The 20,260-nt window shown below is 62.2% G+C and carries 17 protein-coding genes and 2 tRNA genes; 14 read left to right on the forward strand and 5 right to left on the reverse strand.

Annotated elements, in window-relative coordinates; genetic code table 11:
• The first annotated feature begins 44 nt into the window (after positions 1-44).
• From rpmG to WMO64_RS02125, 8 genes are all read left to right on the forward strand, one after another.
• Positions 45-209: a 50S ribosomal protein L33 gene (rpmG, locus tag WMO64_RS02090; protein WP_173023872.1), complete on the forward strand. Its 165-nt coding sequence runs from the start codon at positions 45-47 to the stop codon at positions 207-209.
• A 41-nt stretch (positions 210-250) separates the two neighbouring features.
• Positions 251-562, forward strand: a complete 312-nt coding sequence (gene secE / locus WMO64_RS02095) for a preprotein translocase subunit SecE (RefSeq protein WP_294521942.1) — start codon at positions 251-253, stop codon at positions 560-562.
• Between the two features lie 11 nt (positions 563-573).
• Positions 574-1,098 carry a transcription termination/antitermination protein NusG gene (gene nusG / locus WMO64_RS02100; protein WP_006574558.1) on the forward strand — a complete coding sequence of 175 codons (525 nt, stop codon included), beginning with the start codon at positions 574-576 and terminating at the stop codon, positions 1,096-1,098.
• Between the two features lie 127 nt (positions 1,099-1,225).
• On the forward strand, positions 1,226-1,651 hold the full coding sequence (gene rplK, locus WMO64_RS02105) for a 50S ribosomal protein L11 (RefSeq protein WP_294521936.1): 426 nt from the start codon (positions 1,226-1,228) through the stop codon (positions 1,649-1,651).
• Between the two features lie 19 nt (positions 1,652-1,670).
• Positions 1,671-2,363, forward strand: coding sequence for a 50S ribosomal protein L1 (gene rplA / locus WMO64_RS02110; protein WP_294521933.1), 693 nt, complete (start codon positions 1,671-1,673; stop codon positions 2,361-2,363).
• A gap of 243 nt (positions 2,364-2,606) precedes the next feature.
• Positions 2,607-3,140 (forward strand): 50S ribosomal protein L10, encoded by a 534-nt coding sequence (gene rplJ, locus WMO64_RS02115; RefSeq protein ID WP_349230843.1) that lies wholly within the window; start codon positions 2,607-2,609, stop codon positions 3,138-3,140.
• A 58-nt stretch (positions 3,141-3,198) separates the two neighbouring features.
• On the forward strand, positions 3,199-3,573 hold the full coding sequence (gene rplL / locus WMO64_RS02120) for a 50S ribosomal protein L7/L12 (protein ID WP_294521926.1): 375 nt from the start codon (positions 3,199-3,201) through the stop codon (positions 3,571-3,573).
• Positions 3,574-4,014: 441 nt separating this feature from the next.
• Positions 4,015-4,407, forward strand: coding sequence for a hypothetical protein (locus WMO64_RS02125; RefSeq protein WP_294521924.1), 393 nt, complete (start codon positions 4,015-4,017; stop codon positions 4,405-4,407).
• A gap of 221 nt (positions 4,408-4,628) precedes the next feature.
• Here the strand turns inward: WMO64_RS02125 and WMO64_RS02130 are convergent.
• Both WMO64_RS02130 and WMO64_RS02135 read right to left on the reverse strand, forming a co-directional pair.
• Positions 4,629-4,705: transfer RNA gene (locus tag WMO64_RS02130), tRNA-Pro, on the reverse strand.
• An 85-nt stretch (positions 4,706-4,790) separates the two neighbouring features.
• Positions 4,791-4,867 (reverse strand) — tRNA-Pro (locus WMO64_RS02135).
• 285 nt (positions 4,868-5,152) lie between these two features.
• Here WMO64_RS02135 and WMO64_RS02140 point away from each other — a divergent pair.
• The 6 genes from WMO64_RS02140 (at position 5,153) to WMO64_RS02165 (ending at position 14,093) form a co-directional block, all read left to right on the forward strand.
• A complete protein-coding gene (locus tag WMO64_RS02140; RefSeq protein WP_349230844.1) occupies positions 5,153-5,734 on the forward strand; it encodes a TetR family transcriptional regulator in 582 nt (193 codons plus the stop codon).
• A 7-nt stretch (positions 5,735-5,741) separates the two neighbouring features.
• Complete coding sequence (locus WMO64_RS02145; RefSeq protein ID WP_349230845.1) at positions 5,742-8,189, forward strand: efflux RND transporter permease subunit; 2,448 nt, start codon at positions 5,742-5,744, stop codon at positions 8,187-8,189.
• Positions 8,170-11,400, forward strand: a complete 3,231-nt coding sequence (locus WMO64_RS02150; protein ID WP_349230846.1) for a peptidase — start codon at positions 8,170-8,172, stop codon at positions 11,398-11,400. The genes WMO64_RS02145 and WMO64_RS02150 overlap by 20 nt, the downstream gene beginning before the upstream one ends.
• A gap of 138 nt (positions 11,401-11,538) precedes the next feature.
• Positions 11,539-11,901 carry an ArsR/SmtB family transcription factor gene (locus WMO64_RS02155; protein WP_294519708.1) on the forward strand — a complete coding sequence of 121 codons (363 nt, stop codon included), beginning with the start codon at positions 11,539-11,541 and terminating at the stop codon, positions 11,899-11,901.
• A gap of 61 nt (positions 11,902-11,962) precedes the next feature.
• A complete protein-coding gene (locus WMO64_RS02160; RefSeq protein ID WP_294519706.1) occupies positions 11,963-12,181 on the forward strand; it encodes a cation transporter in 219 nt (72 codons plus the stop codon).
• A gap of 61 nt (positions 12,182-12,242) precedes the next feature.
• Positions 12,243-14,093: a heavy metal translocating P-type ATPase gene (locus WMO64_RS02165; RefSeq protein ID WP_349230847.1), complete on the forward strand. Its 1,851-nt coding sequence runs from the start codon at positions 12,243-12,245 to the stop codon at positions 14,091-14,093.
• 44 nt (positions 14,094-14,137) lie between these two features.
• On the opposite strand, the gene WMO64_RS02170 is transcribed toward WMO64_RS02165, so the two are convergent.
• The 3 genes from WMO64_RS02170 to WMO64_RS02180 form a co-directional block, all read right to left on the reverse strand.
• A complete protein-coding gene (locus WMO64_RS02170) occupies positions 14,138-16,858 on the reverse strand; it encodes an FtsK/SpoIIIE family DNA translocase (protein ID WP_349230848.1) in 2,721 nt (906 codons plus the stop codon).
• 173 nt (positions 16,859-17,031) lie between these two features.
• Positions 17,032-17,895, reverse strand: a complete 864-nt coding sequence (locus WMO64_RS02175; protein ID WP_294519695.1) for an undecaprenyl-diphosphate phosphatase — start codon at positions 17,893-17,895, stop codon at positions 17,032-17,034.
• A gap of 174 nt (positions 17,896-18,069) precedes the next feature.
• A complete protein-coding gene (locus tag WMO64_RS02180) occupies positions 18,070-20,193 on the reverse strand; it encodes an LTA synthase family protein (protein ID WP_349230849.1) in 2,124 nt (707 codons plus the stop codon).
• Between the last annotated feature and the right edge of the window lie 67 nt (positions 20,194-20,260).

Here is a 20,260-nt window from a genome sequence, read left to right on the forward strand (position 1 = left end):
TTTATGTCCGGAGCGCCCCAAAATGATAAAGGAGGTGCCGACAAGTGGCAAAGGCAGGCAACCGGGTGAAGATCACCCTGCGCTGCTCCGAGTGCAAACAGCGCAATTACAACACGTTCAAGAACAAGAAGAACACTCCTGATCGTCTGGAGCTGAACAAGTACTGCCCCTTCTGCAGAAAGCACACGGTCCACAACGAGACCAAGTAATGAGCTTACAGATGGCTCACAAGAAAGAAGGGTGTATCTGAATGTCTGAAAACGAGAAGATCGAGCAGGCCGGCCAGGCGGACGCCGCCAAGTCCGCACCCGCCAAAGCCGACAAGAAGGCGAAGGACGAGAAAAAGTCCAAGCCCGGTTTCTTCAAGCGCGTCGCCAAGTGGTTCAAGGAAATGAAGAGCGAACTGAAGAAGGTACAGTGGCCCGGTTGGAAGCAGGTTGCGAAGAACACCGGTATCGTAATTGCCTGCGTTATCGTGGTGGGCATCTTCATCTGGGTTTTCGACGCCCTGGCCAACGCCGTTGTGCAGGCGCTGCTGAACCTTTTCAACCCCGGCGCATAAAGGAGTAAATCATGGCTGAAAGTGCAAAGTGGTATGTCGTCCATACCTATTCCGGCTATGAGAACACCGTCGCCGCCTCCATTGAAAAGGCAGTCGAAAACCGCAACATGCACGACCTCATCCAGGAGGTCAGCATCCCTCTGGAGACGGTCACCGAAATCACCGACAACGGCCCCAAGACCGTGGAGCGCAAAGTGTTCCCCGGCTACGTGCTGGTGAAAATGGTGATGACCGACGAGACCTGGCATCTGGTCCGCAATGTCCGCGGCGCCACCGGCTTCGTCGGCTCCGGCAACAAGGCCATCCCCCTCTCCGATGAGGAGATCGCCGCCCTCGGCGTGGAAAAGCGCGAGGTGGTGATCGGCTACGCGGTGGGCGACAATGTCCGCATCACCGACGGCGCCCTCAAGTCCTATCTCGGCACCGTGGACGAGATCGATATGGAGCACGAGAAGGTCCGTATCGTGGTGTCCATGTTCGGCCGTGAGACTCCCGTGGAGCTGGACCTCGACCAGGTGGAACCTGTCGAGCTGTAAGTCCGCCGGAGGCTCGTCCCGCGGCCCCGGGCCGCTCCGCCATGCCCGGCATGGCTTTCCCCCGCACGTGGGAGGCGTCCCACAGACGCCGTTCCAACCACATTTATCGTAGGAGGTGCTGTTTCAAATGGCACAGAAAGTTACTGGTTACGTGAAGCTGCAGATTCCCGCCGGCAAGGCGACTCCCGCCCCCCCTGTCGGCCCCGCCCTCGGCCAGCACGGCGTGAACATCGCCGCTTTCACGAAGGAATTCAACGAGCGCACCAAGAATGAGGTCGGCATGATCATCCCCGTGATCATCACCGTCTACGCCGACCGCTCCTTCACCTTCATCACCAAGACCCCTCCCGCCGCCGTTCTCATCAAGAAGGCTGCCGGCATCGAGTCCGGCTCCGGTGTGCCCAACAAGACCAAGGTGGCCACCATCAGCAAGGAGGACGTGCGCAAGATCGCCGAGACCAAGATGCCCGACCTCAATGCCTCCAGCATTGAGTCCGCCATGAGCATGATCGCCGGTACCGCCCGCTCCATGGGCGTCCTGGTGGGCGACTAAGCGAAGGAGGTAGTAGGAAATGTTTAGAGGCAAGAAATATCAGGAGAGCGCCAAGCAGATCGACAAGGCCGCTCTGTACGATACCGCCGAGGCCATGAACCTGGTGGTCAAGACCGCTCCCGCCAAGTTCGACGAGACCGTTGAGCTCCACGTGAAGCTGGGCGTCGACTCCCGTCACGCCGACCAGCAGGTCCGCGGCGCCATCGTCCTCCCCCACGGCACCGGCAAGACCGCCCGCGTCCTGGTCTTCGCCAAGGGCGACAAGGCCGAGGCCGCCAAGGCCGCCGGCGCTGACTTCGTCGGCGAGATGGACATGGTCCAGAAGATCCAGCAGGAGAACTGGTTCGACTACGACGTGGTCGTGGCCAGCCCCGATATGATGGGCGTTGTCGGCCGCCTCGGTAAGCTGCTGGGCCCCAAGGGCCTGATGCCCTCCCCCAAGGCCGGCACCGTCACCCCCGACGTGGCCAAGGCCGTCAAGGAGATCAAGGCCGGTAAGGTCGAGTACCGCCTGGACAAGACCAACATCATCCACTGCCCCATCGGCAAGGTGTCCTTCGGCGCCGAGAAGTTGACCGAGAACTTTAACGCCCTCATGGGCGCCATCGTGAAGGCCAAGCCCTCCGCTGCCAAGGGTCAGTATATCCGCAGCTGCGTGGTGGCCTCCACCATGGGCCCCGGCGTGAAGATCAACGGTGCCAAGCTGATGTAATTTCCGCCTGACGAGCAGTATCCAGGGGGATTCCCCCCTGGATATCTGCCCCCAGGAGAAAATTTTTTCACTTTTTAGTTGACAGCCCGGTTTCGGGATGTTATACTATCTTTCGTGTTCAGAGACAGCAGGTCGTGTTCGCACGGTAAATCCTGCCGAGAATGCAGTATAGACGTTTGTTTTGTGCTGTTTTGTGTCTTTGGACGCGGAACAGCACTTTATTTTTCTGGAGGTGAATCCCACATGCCTAACGCAAAGGTTCTCAGTGAGAAGCAGGCCGTCGTGGCCGAGCTGACCGAGAAGCTCAAGGACGCCGCCAGCGGCGTTCTGGTGGATTATAAGGGCATCACTGTGGCTGAGGACACCGCTCTGCGCGCCGAGCTGCGCAAGAACGACGTGGAGTACGCCGTCGTGAAGAACACCCTGGTCCGTTTTGCCATCAACAACTGCGGCATGGAGGCCCTGGACGACGTGCTCAACGGCACCACTTCCCTGGCCATCAGCCACAGCGACCCCATCGCTCCCATGCGCGTGGTGAACAAGTTCGCCAAGCAGTTCAACGGCGCCAAGTTCACCATCAAGGCCGGCTTCATGGACGGCAAGGTCCTGTCCCTGGACGAGGTCAGCGCTCTGGCCGAGCTGCCCTCCAAGGAGGTCCTGCAGGCTCAGGTCCTGGGCACCATGCTGGCCCCCATCACCAGCCTGGCCATCGTCATCAAGGCCATCGCCGAGAAGCAGGGCGGCTCCGTGGAGGAGACCGCTTCCGCCGAGGCGTAACCCCTGTCCCCCGCATCACTACAACACTTCAGATATTTATTTTAGGAGGTAACATATCATGGCTTCTGAGAAGATTACTGCCCTCATCGAAGAGGTTAAGGGCCTGACCGTTCTGGAGCTCTCCGAGCTCGTCCACGCTCTGGAGGAGGAGTTCGGCGTCTCCGCCGCCGCCATGGCCGCTCCCGCCGCTGCCGGCGCTGCCGCTCCCGCTGCTGAGGAGAAGACCGAGTTCGACGTCGTTCTGGCTGAGATCGGCGCCGAGAAGATCAAGGTCATCAAGGCTGTCCGTGAGATCACTGGCCTGGGCCTGGCTGAGGCCAAGGCCGTTGTCGAGGCCGCTCCCAAGGCCATCAAGGAGGGTGTCTCCAAGGACGAGGCCGAGGAGCTGAAGAAGAAGCTCGAGGATGTCGGCGCCAAGGTGGAGCTGAAGTAAGTCTCTCCCCTTCCCTTCATACAGCATCAACCCGGACCTGCGGTTTTACCGCAGGTCCGGGTTTTTTTCTCTACCCGTCGTATAATAACGGGGCGGGATCATCGTTAAAGATGGTCCCGCCTTGTGTGCTGCCTTATCTACAGTTTTATGCCCATAAAGCGAAAAAACAGGCCGCCAACTCAGCGTTTGAAAAGGCAAACGATAAAAGACCAGCCGCAGACAAGAAGTATTAGTATAAGGCCCCAAATACGAGCATTTGTTCCTATAATCGTACCGGAAATAGACTGATATACTACGCTTGCCGTTATCGTTAAGCTGTAAATTACCAGAACGTTTCACTGCAATACAGACCTTTTTGCATGTCCTCTTGACAAAAGCTAAAACACACGATATTCTAAATATGCTCCAATTGGAGCATATCGTAAGCAAGGAGGTATATTTATGGAAACAAGTGAAAAGGTGTCCGTCAACATGAACATCGCAACGTTATCTCAAATTGACCTGCTGGTCGATAAAGGGTATTATTCCAACCGAAGCGACTTTATCAATCAGGCCGTAAGACAAGCGCTTAATGAGAAAAAATCGGTCATCGAAGAGATGAGCAAGCAGCAAAACGATCTGGATTTTAGATGGTTTATCGGTGTGATGGCTCTTGAAAAAGAAGAACTGCTGAAATCGAAAGGAAACCAGGTTAAGATAAAAATCAAGGGTTATGGGCTATTGGGTATCGACAGCGAACTTGATGACCTCGTGATCGAAAATGTTGAAAGCATCGCCGTTAAAGGCAAGGTCATATGCTCCGACAGAATTAAGAAACATTTTAAGATACAGTGAAAAAACCTTTGGGAACTAAAAGGCGCATTTCTATACCTAGGTCTGGCGACTATGTATCGTGCGCTCGACGAGGCTTCCTCTCTGACAGCAGAAAGCCGCCATCCGAGAGGTTTTGGCACTTCGCTTCGTCAAGCGGATTGCACGCGCCTCCGGCGCCAAGAGACCGCTGGTTTAGCGGCTATAGAAAAAAGAAAGTCCGTACTCCTTGCGGAATACGGACTTGGTCCGAGTGACTGGATTCGAACCAGCGGCCTCTTGAACCCCATTCAAGCGCGATACCAAACTTCGCCACACCCGGATATTCACTTTTACCATTCGCTGACAACTTTATATCCCTCATAAAAGAAGTTGACAGTTCATTCTGCCAACTTCTTTTATGAGTTTGGTCCGAGTGACTGGATTCGAACCAGCGGCCTCTTGAACCCCATTCAAGCGCGATACCAAACTTCGCCACACCCGGATATCTCATGTTGTTGTCGCTTCAGGCGACTTTGATATGATAGCACAGCTGCCCAGATTATGCAAGTGTTTTTTCGAAGTTTTTCAAAATTTTCTTTTCGTCCGTTCTATCCTCCGGCTCTCGGCCCTGCAATACACCCGTATACTAAAAGACATATGTATATTATCTTGACATTTGCAGGGTTGCATGGTATAGTGTCTCCACCTCGCGGGGCTCTTTTTCGGCCCTGTCTGTATAGATAACCTTCACATTATAATAATATGTTGTTTAAAAGGAGGCATTGCCATGCGGAACCAGCCAACTGAGGAGCCCAAAGAGGACCTGCGGCAGCGCAGAACCAAAAAGCTCCTCACCGAGGCTCTCCTGGCTCTGATGGAGGAGCGTCCCTTCAGCGAGATCTCCGTGGTGGACATCTGCCAGCGGGCCATGATCCACCGCACCACCTTTTACGCCCACTTTGAGGACAAATACGCCCTCCTCCGCTATGCTGTGGCCCGGCTCTACCGGGCCTTTGAGCCCACTGCCGAGGATCTGCGCACCAACCCCCGGAGCTACCTCCTCTCCGTATTCCAGAACGCCCTCTCCTTTGTGCGGGCTCACAAGGGCCTGTACCGCTCCGCCGTGTCCAGCGGGAGCATGGACATTCAGACCCTGGAGGATCTGGTGGCCGAACAGCTCCTCTCTCGTCTCCCCGCTGATGAGGCCCATCCCGCTCGGGCAGAGATAACCGCCCACTTCTACGCCGGCGGCATTCTCTCCCTTGTCCGGTGGTGGATAGAGCGGGATACCAATCTCTCTGAGGAGGCCTTACTCCAGCAGATGGACCAGGCGGGGCTGTTCCCCGAACTCTCTTCCCAGAAAGGCTGATCTTCTTATGTCCAGCGAGAAAAAAACCGTCAGTACCATGGATAAAATCGCGGGCTTCATTGTCGACAAGCGAAAGGCCTTCTATCTGGTCTTTCTGGCGGCAGTGATCTTCTGCGGCGCATCCATCAACAAGGTGGTCATCAACAACGACATCACCTCCTACCTCCCCGCCGACACGGAGACCCGCCGGGGCCTCACCCTGATGGATGAGGAGTTCACCACCCTGGCCTCCGCCAACGTGATGGTCTCCAACATCACCTACGACCATGCCTGTCAGCTCTCCGACCAGCTGTCCCGGATCGAAGGCGTGGACTCTGTCACCTTTGACGACAGCGAGGACCACTACAGAGACGCCTCCGCCCTCTTCAACGTCAGCTTTGACGGCGAGGACGGCGCCCCTGCCGTCACCCAGGCCACCCAGGCGGTCCAGGACGCCCTGGCGGGCTACGACAGCTACATCACCACCAGCGCCGGACAGTATGACTCCGCCACCCTGATGAAGGAGATGAGCTACATCCTGCTCATCGCGGCGGTGGTCATTGTGGCGGTGCTGCTCTTCACCTCCAAGAGCTACCTGGAGGTGGTGGTGTTCCTGATCGTATTCGTAGTCTCCGCCATTCTGAACATGGGCACCAACTACTGGTTCGGCTCCATCTCCTTTATCACCAACGCCATCGCCGTGGTGCTCCAGCTGGCTCTGGCCATCGACTACGCCATCATCTTCTGTCACCGGTACATGGAGGAGCGGGACAACGGCCTGAGCGCCCGGGACGCCGACGTGACCGCCCTGTCCAAGGCCATTGTGGAGATCTCCTCCTCCAGCCTGACCACCATCTCCGGCCTGGTGGCCCTGATGCTGATGCAGCTGAGAATCGGCCTGGACATGGGACTGGTGCTCTCCAAGGGCATTATCTGCTCCATGCTCACCGTGTTCCTGCTGATGCCCGGCCTGCTGATGCTCTTCAACCGGGGCATCGAGCGCACCCGGCACAAGAACTTCGTGCCCCGCATCTCTCTGTGGGGCAAGGCCGTGGTCAAGACCCGGTTCGTGCTCCCCGTTATCTTCGCCGTGATCGTGGTATGCGGCATTTACTGCTCCAACCGCTGCGACTACGTCTTCTCCACCAACTCCACCAACTCGGGCAACAAGCCCGCCTACCGCATCGCCATGGACAAGATGGACGAGACTTTCGGCTACAACAACACCATCGCCGTGCTGGTCCCCCGGGGAGACTACGACAGGGAGGGCGCGGTGCTCCGCCGGATCCAGGCTCTGCCCGGGGTCAAGAGCGCCCTGGGCCTGGCCAACATCGAGGTGGAAGAGGGCCGGATGCTCACCGACAAGACCAGTCCCCGCCAATTCGCCGAGCTGGCCGGGGTGGACATCGAGCTGGCCCGGCTGCTCTACCAGGCCTACGGCCTGAGCGTGGAGGAGTACGGCGCCATCTTCCAGGACCCGGACAGCTACTCCGTGCCCCTGCTGGACGTGTTCCAGTTCCTGCTGGAGCAGAAGGACAAGGGCGTGGTCAATCTGAGCGGCGACCAGGCCGCCAAGGTGGAGGAGCTACAGGACACCCTGGACGCCGGACTCAGCCAGCTCCAGGGCGAGCACTGGAGCCGGCTGGTGTTCACCGCCGACCTACCCGAGGAGAGCGAGGAGACCTACGCCCTTCTGGACCAGATGCGCTCCATCGCCGCCGAGTACTACGGGGATAACGTGGTGCTGGTGGGCAACTCCACCAACGCCCGGGATCTGTCCGACTCCTTCTCCGGCGACAATATGAAGATCAGCGTGCTCACCGTGCTGTTCGTCATGGTCATCCTGCTCTTCACCTTTAAATCCGCCGGATTGCCCGTCCTGCTGGTGCTCACCATCCAGGGCTCCATCTGGATCAACTTCTCCTTCCCTTACCTGACCCACACCAACCTGTTCTTCCTGTCCTACCTGATCGTCAGCGCCATCCAGATGGGCGCCACCATCGACTACGCCATCGTCATCACCAACCGCTACCTGGAGCTCAAGCAGTTCATGGGACGGCGGGAGGCGGTGATCGAATCCCTCAACCAGAGCTTCCCCACCGTGTTCACCTCGGGCACCATCATGACGGTGGCCGGGTTCCTCATCGGCAAGCTCTCCACCGACTCCATCATCAGCTCCATCGGCACCACCCTGGGCCGGGGTACCCTGACCTCCATCATCCTGGTCATGACCGTGCTGCCCCAGTTCCTGCTGCTGGGCGACGCCCTCATCGAGCGTACCGCCATCACCCTGACCCGCAACCGGAAGCAGCGCTTCAACAACGGCGTGGTCCGGCTGGACGGCCACATCCGGGGCCACGTGTCCGGCTTTGTGGACGGCGAGATCAAGGGCGTCATCCGTGGCAGCGTGGACGCGCTGATCGAGAGCAAATACCAGGAAAGAGAGGTGTACGACGATGAGACGGAACACCAGTAAACGCATCGGGGCCCTGGCCGCCGCTCTGGCGCTGTGCCTGGGACTGCTGTCCCCCGCCGTACCGACCGCCCGGGCCGCGGAAAACAGCCCCAAGACCCTCTACATCTCCACCGCCGCCGAGCTGGCCCTTCTGTCCAGAGACTGCACCCTGGACGCCTACTCCCGGAACCTGACCGTGGTGCTCACCGCGGACATCGACCTCTCCGGCGTTGATTTTGCCCCCATCCCTGTGTTCTGCGGCGATTTCAACGGTGCGGGGCACACTGTCAGTGGTTTTTCCTTTACAGCAAAAGGCTCGGACCAGGGCTTCATCCGCTACCTCCAGGCCGGGGCCGTGGTGCGGGACCTGACGGTGGAGGGCACCCTCACCCCCGGCGGCAGCAAGTCCGGGCTGGGCCTCATCGCCGGGGAAAACAGCGGCACCATCTCCGGCTGCACCGTCTCCGGTACTGTGACAGGCGACGAGGACGTGGGCGGTATTGCCGGCCGCAACACGGTCACCGGCCTGATCTCCGGCTGCGTCAGCCAGGCGGCGGTGACCGGGGAACTCCACACCGGCGGCATCGCAGGCTCCAACCAGGGCGTCATCGACGCCTGTATCGGTCAGGGCCAGGTCAACACCGCCGCAAACGAGAACGCCATGGACACCGGCGGCATCGCCGGATACTCCTCCGGCACCATCACCGGCTGCACCAACCACGCCGACGTGGGCTACCAGCACACGGGGTACAACACCGGCGGCATCGCGGGCCGCCAGAAGGGCGTCATTGAGAACTGCCGGAACCACGGCGTGATCCAGGGCCGGAAGGACATCGGCGGCATTGTGGGCCAGTTCGAGCCGGACACCAATCTGATCTACGGAGAAGACCCCACTCAGGCCCTCTCCGACGCCCTGGGCGGACTGACGCCCCTCCTCTCCCAGCTGACCGCCCAGGTCTCCGGCGCGGGCAGCAGCATTACAGAGGAGGTCTCCGCCATCAACACCGCCCTGGGCTCCATCACCGACACCGCCCACACCAGCGGCACCCAGGGCGCCGACCACGCCAAGGCCGCCCTGGACACCATCTACCGGGAGGCCCAGAACATCAACAGCGCCCTGGGCAACCTGATCGGGGAGGCGGACAGTTTCCGCGCCGACGCCCACAACGCCCTGACCGGCATGGACACCGCCCTCTCCGACCTGCGCAAGGCTGTGAACTCCGGCATTACCAGCGGAGACGACCAGCTGGACACCACCCAGAGCCTGCTCTCTTTCTATCTGGATGCCATCGAGCGGGACCTGTCCACCCTCCGAAAGGAGCTGGACAGCCTGTCCGCCTCCCTGGAAAAGCTGCGGCAGTTCCAGCAGCGGCTCAATGAGATATCTGCCGACAGCGCCATGGGCCCCATCGAAAAGCTGGCTGCCATCCATGATGCGGTGGCGCTGCTCAACGGCTTCGACCTGGCCTCTCCCATCTCCGGCATCAGCGGCGCGCTGGAGGACCTCTTCATCCAGGCGGGCTTCATCCGGGACAGACTGGAGCAGACCGAGGGCAGCCTCTCCGATCTGGGAGATCAGGTCTACAAGCAGGTCAACAAGGCCCTGGACGACCTGAAGACCGCCTCCACCACCCTGGAAAACAGGTTCAACGACTTCTCCGCCGGGGCTGCGGACCGCCTGTCCGCCGTCAACAGCGCGGTCAACGTTATCGAGGACACGCTGAGTGTGTGGTATGACCAGACCGACACCGGCGGCCGGGCCGCCTTTGACAGCATCGACGCCCAGCTGGACACCATCAACACCCATGTATCCGCTCTGAACGACCAGTTCTCCGCCTCCAACGCCTCCATCACCGCCACCACCAACGCCATCATCGCCCAACTGGACGCGGTGCGGCTGGCCGCCTCCGGGCTGAAGGAGACCCCCACCAAGACCGTTGACGACGTGTCCGACAGCGAGGAGGATGTCAGCGGCAGCGGACGGGTGGTGTCCTGCGGCAACGACGCCGCCGTCAGCGGCGACGCCAATGTGGGCGGCATTGCGGGCATCATGGCCCTGGAGCTGGACCCGGACCCGGAGGAGGACCTGGATCTGGACGCCGGGAAGCTGCTGGTGGACACCACAGCGGTCATCCGGGCCACAGTGCTGGACTGCCGCAACGACGGCGCCGTCACTGCCAAGAATGACTGTGCAGGCGGCATCACGGGCCGGGGCGACCTAGGCGCGGTGCTGGACTGCCAGAGCTACGGCGCTGTGGAGACCACAGGCGGCAACCTGTGCGGCGGCATCGCGGGCCAGGCCCGCATCCCCGTCCGCCGGTGCTATGCCCTGTGCGATCTCACCGGCCACGACGACATGGGCGGCATCGTGGGCGCAGGCCGGGACGTGGAGGAGTGCCGCGCCATGGTGCGCATCGACAGCGACGGCGAGCGCACCGGCGCCATCGCCGGCGGTATTGACGGCACGGCCCGGGACAACTTCTTTGTCCGGGAGTCCCTGGGCGGCATCGACGGCGTGGACTATGAGGGCGAGGCCGTCTCCCTGCCCTATGAGGAATTCATCGCCCTGGAGGGCATGCCGGAGGAGTTCCACACCCTTCAGGTCACCTTTGAGGCCGACGGCCAGGTGCTCAAGACCATCACCGTGGAGTATGGCGGCAGCGTCAGCACCGGCCAGTTCCCGGCGCTGCCCGAGCGTGAGGGCTGCTCCGCCGCCTGGGAGGATGCCGACACCGAAAACATCCTCCGCAGCACCGTCATCCACGCGGTCTATACCCCCCTGGTCTCCACCATCTCCACCGGAGAGGCCCAGCCCGTCCTGCTGGCCGAGGGCAGCTTTGCCCCCGACGCGTCCATCACCACTCAGGACTGGACGCCCAATACCGCCGTCCCCCAGGGCTATCAGGTGTCGGCCGGTTATGACTACCAGATCCAAGGCATCGCCGGCGACAGCGGCAGTCTCACCCTGCGGCTCCGCTGCGGCGAGAAGGACCGGGTCGCCCTCCTCCAGGACGGCAGGCTGGTGCAGGTGGACGGCAGGCGGGACGGCAGCTATCTGGTGTTCTCCGCCCCCGCCTCCGGCCAGGTGGCGGTCCTCTCCCCCACCACCCCTGTGTCCCTCATCGTCTCCTGTGCGGCGGGAGGCGCGGCAGTCCTGCTGGTACTCCTGCTGCTCCTGCTCAGACGGCGGGGCTGCAAAAAAGCCGCTGCCCAGTCTGAAAACGCTACTTAATTCCTGTTTAAGTCCGCGGTGTCTCCTCCCAGACACCGCGGACTTTTTTAAAAAATTTTCGCTTCCCTCTTGACATTCCTATGCCCGCGAATATAATAACATATGAATAATAGCTCATTTGTTTTTAGGAGGGATTCCATGGACGAGCAAACCGCCATCGAGCGCTGCGACTATATCCACGCCCACGAGGACATCATCGCCAAGGTCAACGAGAACATGCCCGACGAGGAGATCCTCTACGACCTGGCTGAGCTCTTCAAAATCTTCGGCGACTCCACCCGCATCAAGATCCTCTACGTGCTCTTTGAGTCGGAGATGTGCGTGTGTGACATCGCCCAGCTGCTCAACATGACCCAGTCGGCCATCTCCCATCAGCTGCGGGCCCTGAAGCAGAGCAAACTGGTCAAGTACCGCCGGGAGGGCAAGACCGTGTTCTACTCCCTGGCCGACGACCACGTCCGCTCCATTCTGGACCAGGGCATGGAGCACGTGGCCGAGTGAGCCGCCTTCCCTGCCCACCCCTACCCCGATAACAACAGAGATTTGGAAAGGAGTTTTCCCCATGAAGAAGCGCTACAAAATGGTGGACCTGGACTGCGCCAACTGCGCCGCCAAAATGGAGGACGCCATCCGCAAAATCGACGGCGTCCACGATGCGTCCGTCAGCTTCCTCACCCAGAAGCTGACCATTGACGCCGACGAGAGCCGCCTGGACGACATCATGGCCCAGGTGGTCAAGACCTGCAAGCGGGTGGAGCCCGACTGTACCATTGTCCTCTGATTGATTACGGGTGGCGCCCGAATCCGCCCGGAGCCGGAAGCTCCGTCTCTCAGGAGGCACTATGAACAAGAAACAGAAGCGGATGCTCTTCCGCATCCTTCTCAGCGCGGCCCTGCTGCTGGCCGCGGTTCTCCTCCCCCTCGGCAATCTCCCCCTGCTGCGCCTGGCTGTATTCCTGGTCCCCTACGGGGTCATCGGCTGGGACGTGCTGTGGCGGGCCATCCGCAACATCGCCCACGGCCAGGTCTTTGACGAGAACTTCCTCATGGCCCTGGCCACGGTGGGCGCCTTTTTCACCGGCGAATTCCCCGAGGCCGTGTTCGTCATGCTCTTCTACCAGGTGGGCGAGCTGTTCCAGAGCTGCGCCGTGGACAAATCCCGCAAATCCATCTCCCAGCTGATGGACATCCGGCCCGACTACGCCAACGTGGAGCGGGACGGCCAGCTGGTCCAGGAGGACCCGGAGGACGTGGCCGTCGGCGACGTGATCGTCATCAAGCCCGGCGAGCGGGTGCCCCTGGACGGCGTGGTGCTGGAGGGCTCCTCCACCATCAACACCTCCGCCCTCACCGGCGAATCCCTTCCCCGGGACGCGGAGCCCGGCAGCGACGTCATCAGCGGCTGCGTCAACCTGACCGGCCTGCTGCGGGTACAGGTCACCAAGGCCTTTGAGGAGTCCACGGTGGCCAGGATCCTGGACCTGGTGGAGAACTCCAGCAGCAAGAAGGCCAAGGCCGAGCACTTCATCACCAAGTTTGCCCGGATCTACACCCCCGCCGTGGTCATCGGCGCGGCCCTGCTGGCCCTGCTCCTCCCCTTCCTCATCCATGTCACTTGGGCGGAGAGCATCCACCGGGCCCTTATCTTCCTGGTCATCTCCTGCCCCTGCGCCCTGGTCATCTCGGTGCCCCTCTCCTTCTTCGGCGGCATCGGCGGCGCGTCCCGGCAGGGCATCCTGGTCAAGGGCGGCAACTATCTGGAGGCCCTGGCCAACACCGAGGCCGTGGTCTTTGACAAGACCGGCACCCTGACCCAGGGCGTATTCAACGTCACCGCCATCCACCCCGACCAGTGCTCCGAGCGGCACCTGCTGGAGCTGGCCGCCCTGGCCGAGTCCTACTCCGACCACCCCATCTCCCGCTCCCTCCGGGAGGCCTGGGGCATGGAGCTGGACCGGAGCCGGGTATCCGGCGTGGAGGAGCGCTCGGGCAAGGGCGTGTGCGCCCAGGTGGACGGCGTGCCCGTCTGGGTGGGCAACGGCAAGCTGATGGACGAGATCGGCGTCACCTGGCACCCCTGCCACAAGGTGGGCACCACGGTCCACGTGGCCTCCCAGGGCGCCTATCTGGGCCATATCGTCATCTCCGACCAGGTGAAGCCGGACGCCGCCCAGGCCATCCGGGACCTGAAGGCCGCCGGAGTACGCAAGACCGTCATGCTCACCGGCGACACCGCCGCCGTGGGCGAGGCGGTGGCCGCCGAGCTGGGCCTGGACGAGGTCCACGCCCAGCTGCTCCCGGCAGACAAGGTGGACCGGGTGGAGGCCCTGCTGAAGGAGAAGAGCGCCAAGGGCACCCTGGCCTTTGTGGGCGACGGCATCAACGACGCCCCCGTCCTCTCCCGGGCCGACGTGGGCATCGCCATGGGCGCTCTGGGCTCCGACGCCGCCATCGAGGCCGCCGACGTGGTGCTCATGGACGACAAGCCCTCCAAGATCGCCGTGGCCATCCGCATCGCCCGCAGGACCCGCCGCATCGTGCTCCAGAACATCGTCTTCGCCCTGGCCGTCAAGCTGCTGGTGCTGCTTCTGGGCGCCACCGGAGACGCCACCATGTGGGAGGCCGTCTTTGCCGATGTGGGCGTGTCCGTCATCGCCATCCTCAACGCCACAAGGGCGCTGAAGGTCAAATAACAAAAGTGGTCCCGCCGGAAGCTCCGGCGGGACCACTTTTTACATTACATATCAAAGGGAGGCATATCCCGGCTCTGGGGGATGGCGTCCCCCTCAAAGGCCAGCTCGTCGGGGACGGGACCCGCGTCGGGGGCTGTGTCCACCATGCCCTGGCGGAACTGCATCTCCTGCCACTGCTCCTTGGTGATGAGCACCTGGCGGGGCTTGGAGCCCTCAAAGGGACCCACCACGCCCTTCTCCTCCATCTGGTCCACCAGACGGGCGGCACGGGAGTAGCCCAGCTTCAGGCGGCGCTGGAGCATGGACACGCTGGCCATGCCGGTCTCCACCACCACCTCGATGGCGGAGGGCAGCAGCTCGTCGTAGTCCCCGCCGGCGTCCTCGGAGGCGGAGCTTCCGCCCCCCTTGCCCTGCTTGTCCTTCTCCGCAGCGTGCTTCTCGATCTCGTGGATGATGGACTCGTCATACTCGGCGGAGCCGCTCTGCTTCTTGATGAAGTCCACCACTGCGGCCACCTCCTCGTCGGAGATGAGGCAGCCCTGGACCCGCTTGGGCTTGCCGGTGCCCAGGGGGAAGTAGAGCATGTCGCCCTTGCCCACCAGCTTCTCGGCGCCGGTGGTGTCCAGGATGATGCGGGACTCCAGCGAGGAGGCCACGGCAAAGGCGATACGGCTGGGGATGTTAGCCTTCATCAGGCCGGTGATCACGTCGGCGGAGGGGCGCTGGGTGGCGATGATCAGGTGCATGCCGGCGGCACGGCCCATCTGGGCCACCCGGCAGATGGACTCCTCCACCTCCTTGGCCGCCACCAGCATCAGGTCGGCCAGCTCGTCGATAACCACCACGATCTGGGGCATCTTCTCCATGCCCTCGGTGCGGGCGGCGTGGGCGTTGTAGGACGCCAGGTCACGGACGCCCACCTCGGAGAAGGCCCGGTACCGCTTCATCATCTCCACCACCGCCCACTGGAGGGCGCCAGCGGCCTTCTTGGGGTCGGTGACCACCGGGATGAGCAGGTGGGGAATGCCGTTGTAGATGCCCAGCTCTACCATCTTGGGGTCCACCATGATGAGGCGCACCTCGTCGGGGGTGGCCTTGTAGAGCAGGGAGATGATGAGGGAGTTGGTGCACACCGACTTACCGGAGCCGGTGGTACCGGCGATGAGCAGGTGGGGCAGCTTGGCGATGTTGCCCACGATACAGTTGCCGCCGATGTCCTTGCCCACGGCAAAGGCCACCTTGGAGGGGTTGTCCCGGAACTCCCGGGAGCCGATGACCTCGTTGATGTACACCGGGGACACCAGCTTGTTGGGCACCTCGATGCCCACCATGGAGATCTTGTCGGGGATGGGGGCGATGCGCACGCCGGTGGCGCCCAGGGCCAGGGCGATGTCGTCGGACAGGTTGGTCAGCTTGTTGAGCCGGACGCCCTGGTCCAGCTCCAGCTCGTACCGGGTCACCGACGGGCCCCGGGTCACGTTAACGATGTTGGCGTCAATGCCGAAGGAGCGGATGGTATCGGACAGCCGGGCCTGGTTGGCCTTCAGCTCGCCGATGGCCTCGGCGCCCACGATGCTGTCCCCCTCCTTCAGCAGGGAGAGAGGCGGATACTGATAGGCGCCGCCGCTCTGGCCCAGGTTCTTCTCCACCTCCTGGGCCACCTCCGCGGCCGCCTGGGCGGTCTCCTTGCCCTTGGCCTTGGGTACGGCGGGCTCCCGCTCGATCTCCGGCATGGGGGGCACAGGGGCGGGGACGGCGGGAGCGGGCTGGAAAGGCTCGGGCTGGCGCACAGCCGCCGGATTGACGGCAGGTTCCACAGGCTGAGGCTGGGGCTCCGGCTCCGGCTGGGAGAAGGGCAGCTCCTCCTCTGCCTCCGCCGCAGAGGCGGTGAGTACCTGGTCGGGGGTAGGCACAGAAGGACGGCGGTTGAAGAGGCCGCTCTTTCTGGGCTTTTCCTCCTCCGGGGGCTGCTCGGTCGTCTCCTGGGCCGCCGCCTCAGCGGGCACTTCATCTACCGGGATGTCGATCACGGGACGCCTGCGCCCGGCGGCAGCGGGCTTCTCAGCCGCCACAGGAGCTGGGGCGGGCGCGGGACGCCGGCCACGGGGCCGGGGCTCGGGCAGCTCCTCTTCCTCGTACTCCGGGTGGGGACGGTTGCGGATGGCGTCCACAATGTCCACAACGGTCACGTTGCACACGGTCATCACCATCATGGCCCCGCACAGCACAAACACCACACCGGCGCCGATCTTGCTGAACACGGCGGTGAAGCCCATGGCGATGATGCCGCTGAGCAGGCCGCCGCTGGACATGGCCTGTCCCTGAGTCCACAGGGTCTTGATCAGTGCGCCGTCCCACTGGTAGCTGCCCTTGGCCAGCATCAGGTGGAGCAGCGCGCCCACCAGCACCGGGAGGAGCATGGCGCACCACACCCGCAGCCGCACAGGCCGTCCCCGGTGGAACATCAACACCACGCTGGACACCAGCAGCATGGGGGGCACCAGCCAGAAGCCGTATCCGATCAATCCCTTGGCAAGGCCGCAGAAAAAGTCGATGAAGATGGCGTGGACATTGAAATACCCAAAGGCGGCAAAGATGGCCAGCAGAAAGCAGACCACCGCCCCCACTTCCCTGCGGATGGGCTTGGGCTGGCTGACCGCCTTCTTCCGGCCGGCGGAGGCGCTCTTCCCGGCGGCGCTTGTCCGCTTGCCGGAGGAGGACGCAGTGCGCTTTCCACCGGTGCTTTTCTTTTGTGCCGTGGCCATGGAGCGTCATTCCTTTCAGGAGAGTATGGTAATGCGTACTGAACAATGGCTGAATTCCATAAAAGCAGCTCCTTTGAGCCGTTTTTATGGAATTGCGCGGCTGCCACCGCGCAAATAAACCAATCTGCGGTTTATCCAGCAGACATTATGGTAGAACGGGAGGGCGGGTCCGCTCAGGCGAAGATCACGAACTTGAGGATGCCCGCGATCAGCGACACGGCGCCCACCGCCCAGCAGTAGTAGGCAAAGTTGCCGAACTTGCCCTTGTCCGCCAGGGACTTGACCAGCCGGATGGCGAAGTAGCCCACCACGGCGGACACCACCACGCCCACCAGATAGACCGGCAGGAGGGGCAGGACCTGCTCACTGAAATTGGGGGCGGTCACGGCGTCCTTCAGCTCCAGCAGCGTGGCGCCCACCACGGCGGGCAGGGACATGAGGAAGGAAAAGCGGACGGCGAAGTCCCGGTCAAAACCTCTCAGCATGCCGGCGGAGATGGTGGAGCCGGAGCGGGAGATGCCGGGGATGATGGCCACCGCCTGGGCGCAGCCCACCAGTAGGGCGTCCACCACGGTGGCGTTCTTGGCAGTCTTGTGGCCCCGGGCCAGCCGGTCGGAGAAGAAGAGGATGAAGCCGGTGAGCAGCAGCATGCAGGACACCGGGATGGGGTTGGAGAAGAAGCGCTCCAGGGCGTCCTTGAAGAAGATCATCACGAACAGCGGCAGGGTGGCCACAATGATCAGCATCACCATCCGCCGGGCGGCAGGCGGCTTGCCCGCGCTCTCATCCCGCACCACCAGGGCGCGGATGCCCAGGAAAAACTCCCGGATCATATCCACAATGTCCCGCCAGTACACGATGCAGACGGAGATCAGCGTGCCGAAGTGGAGCAGCACGGTGAAGAGCATGTGGGTCTCCTCCATGTTCTCCATGCTGAAAAAGGCCTGGAAGAGGGTCAGGTGTCCTGAACTGGAAATGGGCAGAAACTCCGCCACACCCTGAATCACGCCCATCAGGATGGACATCAGATAATTCATAGATTTTCCTCCATACATATGTAGTCCCGCCTCATCAGGGACGGGCGGGTGCATATAGATTATATTACCACAAGCAGCCTGACATTTCCATCATTTTTCTTTGGATTATGTCAACAATCTGTTTACGGACAACAGAGCGGCGGCTCCCTGAGCCGCCGCTCTGTATGGCAATGCTTATTTCCGCTGCACCGGCTCGGTCATGGCCTGGGCGATGTAGCCCTGGCCGTAGAGAATGTCGTAGACGATGGTGCGGTAGGTCTCCACCGTCCTCTGGTCCTCCTCCGGCGGCTCGTAGTAGGGCGTGCCGTCCGCCGCCACAAAGAGCCGCTGGCGGTAGAGCAGCATATCCTCCAGGGCCATATCCACCCACTGGAAGTACAGCGGGCGGGGCACCCCGGCCCAGTCCAGAATATGCACCCCCAACCCTGTGGCGCTCAGGGTCTCGGGCACATCCAGCTCCGCGCCGTAGTTGTTCCAGACCAGGAATCGGGTGGTGTGCATCCGCTTGAGCTCCTCCGGGGACCAGGACTGGGTGTCCGCCGTGGTGGAGTAGCCCAGCTCCGAGTAGATGGTGTTCTCCTCGTCCATGGACAGCCCGGGCAGATGGTCGCCCCAGAAGATCACGATCACCGGCTCCTCGCACTGCTCAAAATAGTCCAGCAGCGCCCCAAGGGCCGCGTCCGCGTCGTGGATGCCGTGGAGCAGGGCGTCGATGGAGCCCAGCTCCTCCTCCCCCAGCTTGTCGCTGGAGAAGTCCAGACCGGAGCTGTCCTCGAATTTCCCGGTGTAGTAGGGCTGGTGGTTCTCCATGGAAAGGCCGTAAAGGAGAAGTGGTTTACTCTTGTCCCGGTTCTCAAACTCCGAGATCATCATCTCGGTCAGGGCCATGTCGGACAGATAGGGCCCCTCCCGCTCCGCGTCCTCGGGAAAGTCCGGCTCAAACACCAGCTTGTCAAAGCCGATGCGCTGGAAGTTCTCCTCCCGGTTGTACAGCTTTGACGTGTAGGAGTGGACGAATTCGGTGGCGTAGCCCTGGGCTGAGAATGCCTTGATGATGGACGGCGCACGGTCGTAGGCCGTCTCGTCCTGGAGGGAGGTCAGGTCCTCCCCCTCCCCCACAAAGGCGATGGGAATTCCGGTCATGACCTCCATCTCCACGTTGCCGGTGCCTCCGGCGTATGTATTGGAGAGGAACTTGCCCGAGGGCCATTCGGCCGCCAGGGCCCGGTAGTTGGGGATGGGATCGTCCTCAAACTCCACGCCGGGCAGCACCGCCTCCGGGTCGCAGAAGCTCTCGGACATGAGCATGATCACATTGGGCTGCACCGCCGGCGCCGGCGTGGACGCCGCGTTTTGCTTCACCTTCAGCAGGATGGCGTTCATATTGTTCTCATTGTACGCGTCCGGCTCCTGCACCGCGCTGTCCAGCACGCCGCTGTACAGGCCCGCCAGAAAGCCCAGCCGGTCGTTCCGCTCGGCCTGGATCTCTCCCCCCGGCCCGCTGAGAAAGTCCCGGGTCGCAGGCAGATTGGCCGACCCCACCATCACCAGCAGGCCGCACAGCCCCACGGTCAGGGAGGCATACCACCGGATGCGCCGGGGCCGCTTGGCAAAGAGCAGGGTCAGCGCCAGCAATCCCAGCACCGCCAGCACCGACGGGACGGTACATGCGCCGAAGCTCATGCCCGGGCGCATGAAGCCCGCGATGGTGCCCATATGGGTGGCCATGGCCAGGTCGCTGACCATCAGAGGCACGCCGTTGACCACTTCCTTGAAATAACTGACAATGGCCATGGTCAGCAGGGGGACCGTCAGGATCAGTCCGGCGGAAAAGATGCCGCCCGTTATAGCAAGCAGGATCCCTTCACAGGCCAGCAGCAGCAGGTATCCCAGCCCAAAGGCGGCCGGGTTCTGCCCGATCCAGGCCACGGTGTCCTCCACCGACTGGATCGTGATGAGCTGTGTGGCCACCAGGATGGCCAGCGGGATGAGAAAGGCCATCAGATACCACACCCAGGGGTGATACCGCCAGGGCGCCCGGGGCTTTTTCTCCCGCCTCCACAGCGAAAAACGCCGCCTGCCTCCATCCTGCGCCCCGCCGGACTCAACCGGCCCCGGGGCTATGGGCGCCGTGCCCGCGCCCTGGGGCTCCGCCGGAGCGGCCAGGGCAACCGCCCGCTCCTCTTCCGGCACAAGCCCCTCCCGCGCCAGCCGGGCGGCCCGCTCGGCGTTCTGCCGCCGGCGGTTCTTGCGCCGCCGCGCCTCCAGCGCGCTATGTTTTCCCTTCTTCTTGGCCAATCGATTCACCCTCAGGGCAGAATTTTTCTTACAGTCAGGTGCTATTTTAACGTCCTTCCTCCGGCCT

The sequence above is a fragment of the Pseudoflavonifractor intestinihominis genome (assembly GCF_040096055.1).
In the GTDB taxonomy this organism is placed as follows: Bacteria; Bacillota; Clostridia; order Oscillospirales; family Oscillospiraceae; genus Pseudoflavonifractor; species Pseudoflavonifractor intestinihominis.

What these genes read in the sequence shown, in the direction of transcription:
- secE (WP_294521942.1), top strand. Translation starts at nt 251, where the DNA reads ATGTCTGAAAACGAGAAGATCGAGCAGGCCGGCCAGGCGGACGCCGCC.
- nusG (WP_006574558.1), top strand. Translation starts at nt 574, where the DNA reads ATGGCTGAAAGTGCAAAGTGGTATGTCGTCCATACCTATTCCGGCTAT.
- rplK (WP_294521936.1), top strand. Translation starts at nt 1,226, where the DNA reads ATGGCACAGAAAGTTACTGGTTACGTGAAGCTGCAGATTCCCGCCGGC.
- rplA (WP_294521933.1), top strand. Translation starts at nt 1,671, where the DNA reads ATGTTTAGAGGCAAGAAATATCAGGAGAGCGCCAAGCAGATCGACAAG.
- rplJ (WP_349230843.1), top strand. Translation starts at nt 2,607, where the DNA reads ATGCCTAACGCAAAGGTTCTCAGTGAGAAGCAGGCCGTCGTGGCCGAG.
- rplL (WP_294521926.1), top strand. Translation starts at nt 3,199, where the DNA reads ATGGCTTCTGAGAAGATTACTGCCCTCATCGAAGAGGTTAAGGGCCTG.
- WMO64_RS02125 (WP_294521924.1), top strand. Translation starts at nt 4,015, where the DNA reads ATGGAAACAAGTGAAAAGGTGTCCGTCAACATGAACATCGCAACGTTA.
- WMO64_RS02140 (WP_349230844.1), top strand. Translation starts at nt 5,153, where the DNA reads ATGCGGAACCAGCCAACTGAGGAGCCCAAAGAGGACCTGCGGCAGCGC.
- WMO64_RS02145 (WP_349230845.1), top strand. Translation starts at nt 5,742, where the DNA reads ATGTCCAGCGAGAAAAAAACCGTCAGTACCATGGATAAAATCGCGGGC.
- WMO64_RS02150 (WP_349230846.1), top strand. Translation starts at nt 8,170, where the DNA reads ATGAGACGGAACACCAGTAAACGCATCGGGGCCCTGGCCGCCGCTCTG.
- WMO64_RS02155 (WP_294519708.1), top strand. Translation starts at nt 11,539, where the DNA reads ATGGACGAGCAAACCGCCATCGAGCGCTGCGACTATATCCACGCCCAC.
- WMO64_RS02160 (WP_294519706.1), top strand. Translation starts at nt 11,963, where the DNA reads ATGAAGAAGCGCTACAAAATGGTGGACCTGGACTGCGCCAACTGCGCC.
- WMO64_RS02165 (WP_349230847.1), top strand. Translation starts at nt 12,243, where the DNA reads ATGAACAAGAAACAGAAGCGGATGCTCTTCCGCATCCTTCTCAGCGCG.
- WMO64_RS02170 (WP_349230848.1), bottom strand. Translation starts at nt 16,858, where the DNA reads ATGGCCACGGCACAAAAGAAAAGCACCGGTGGAAAGCGCACTGCGTCC.
- WMO64_RS02175 (WP_294519695.1), bottom strand. Translation starts at nt 17,895, where the DNA reads ATGAATTATCTGATGTCCATCCTGATGGGCGTGATTCAGGGTGTGGCG.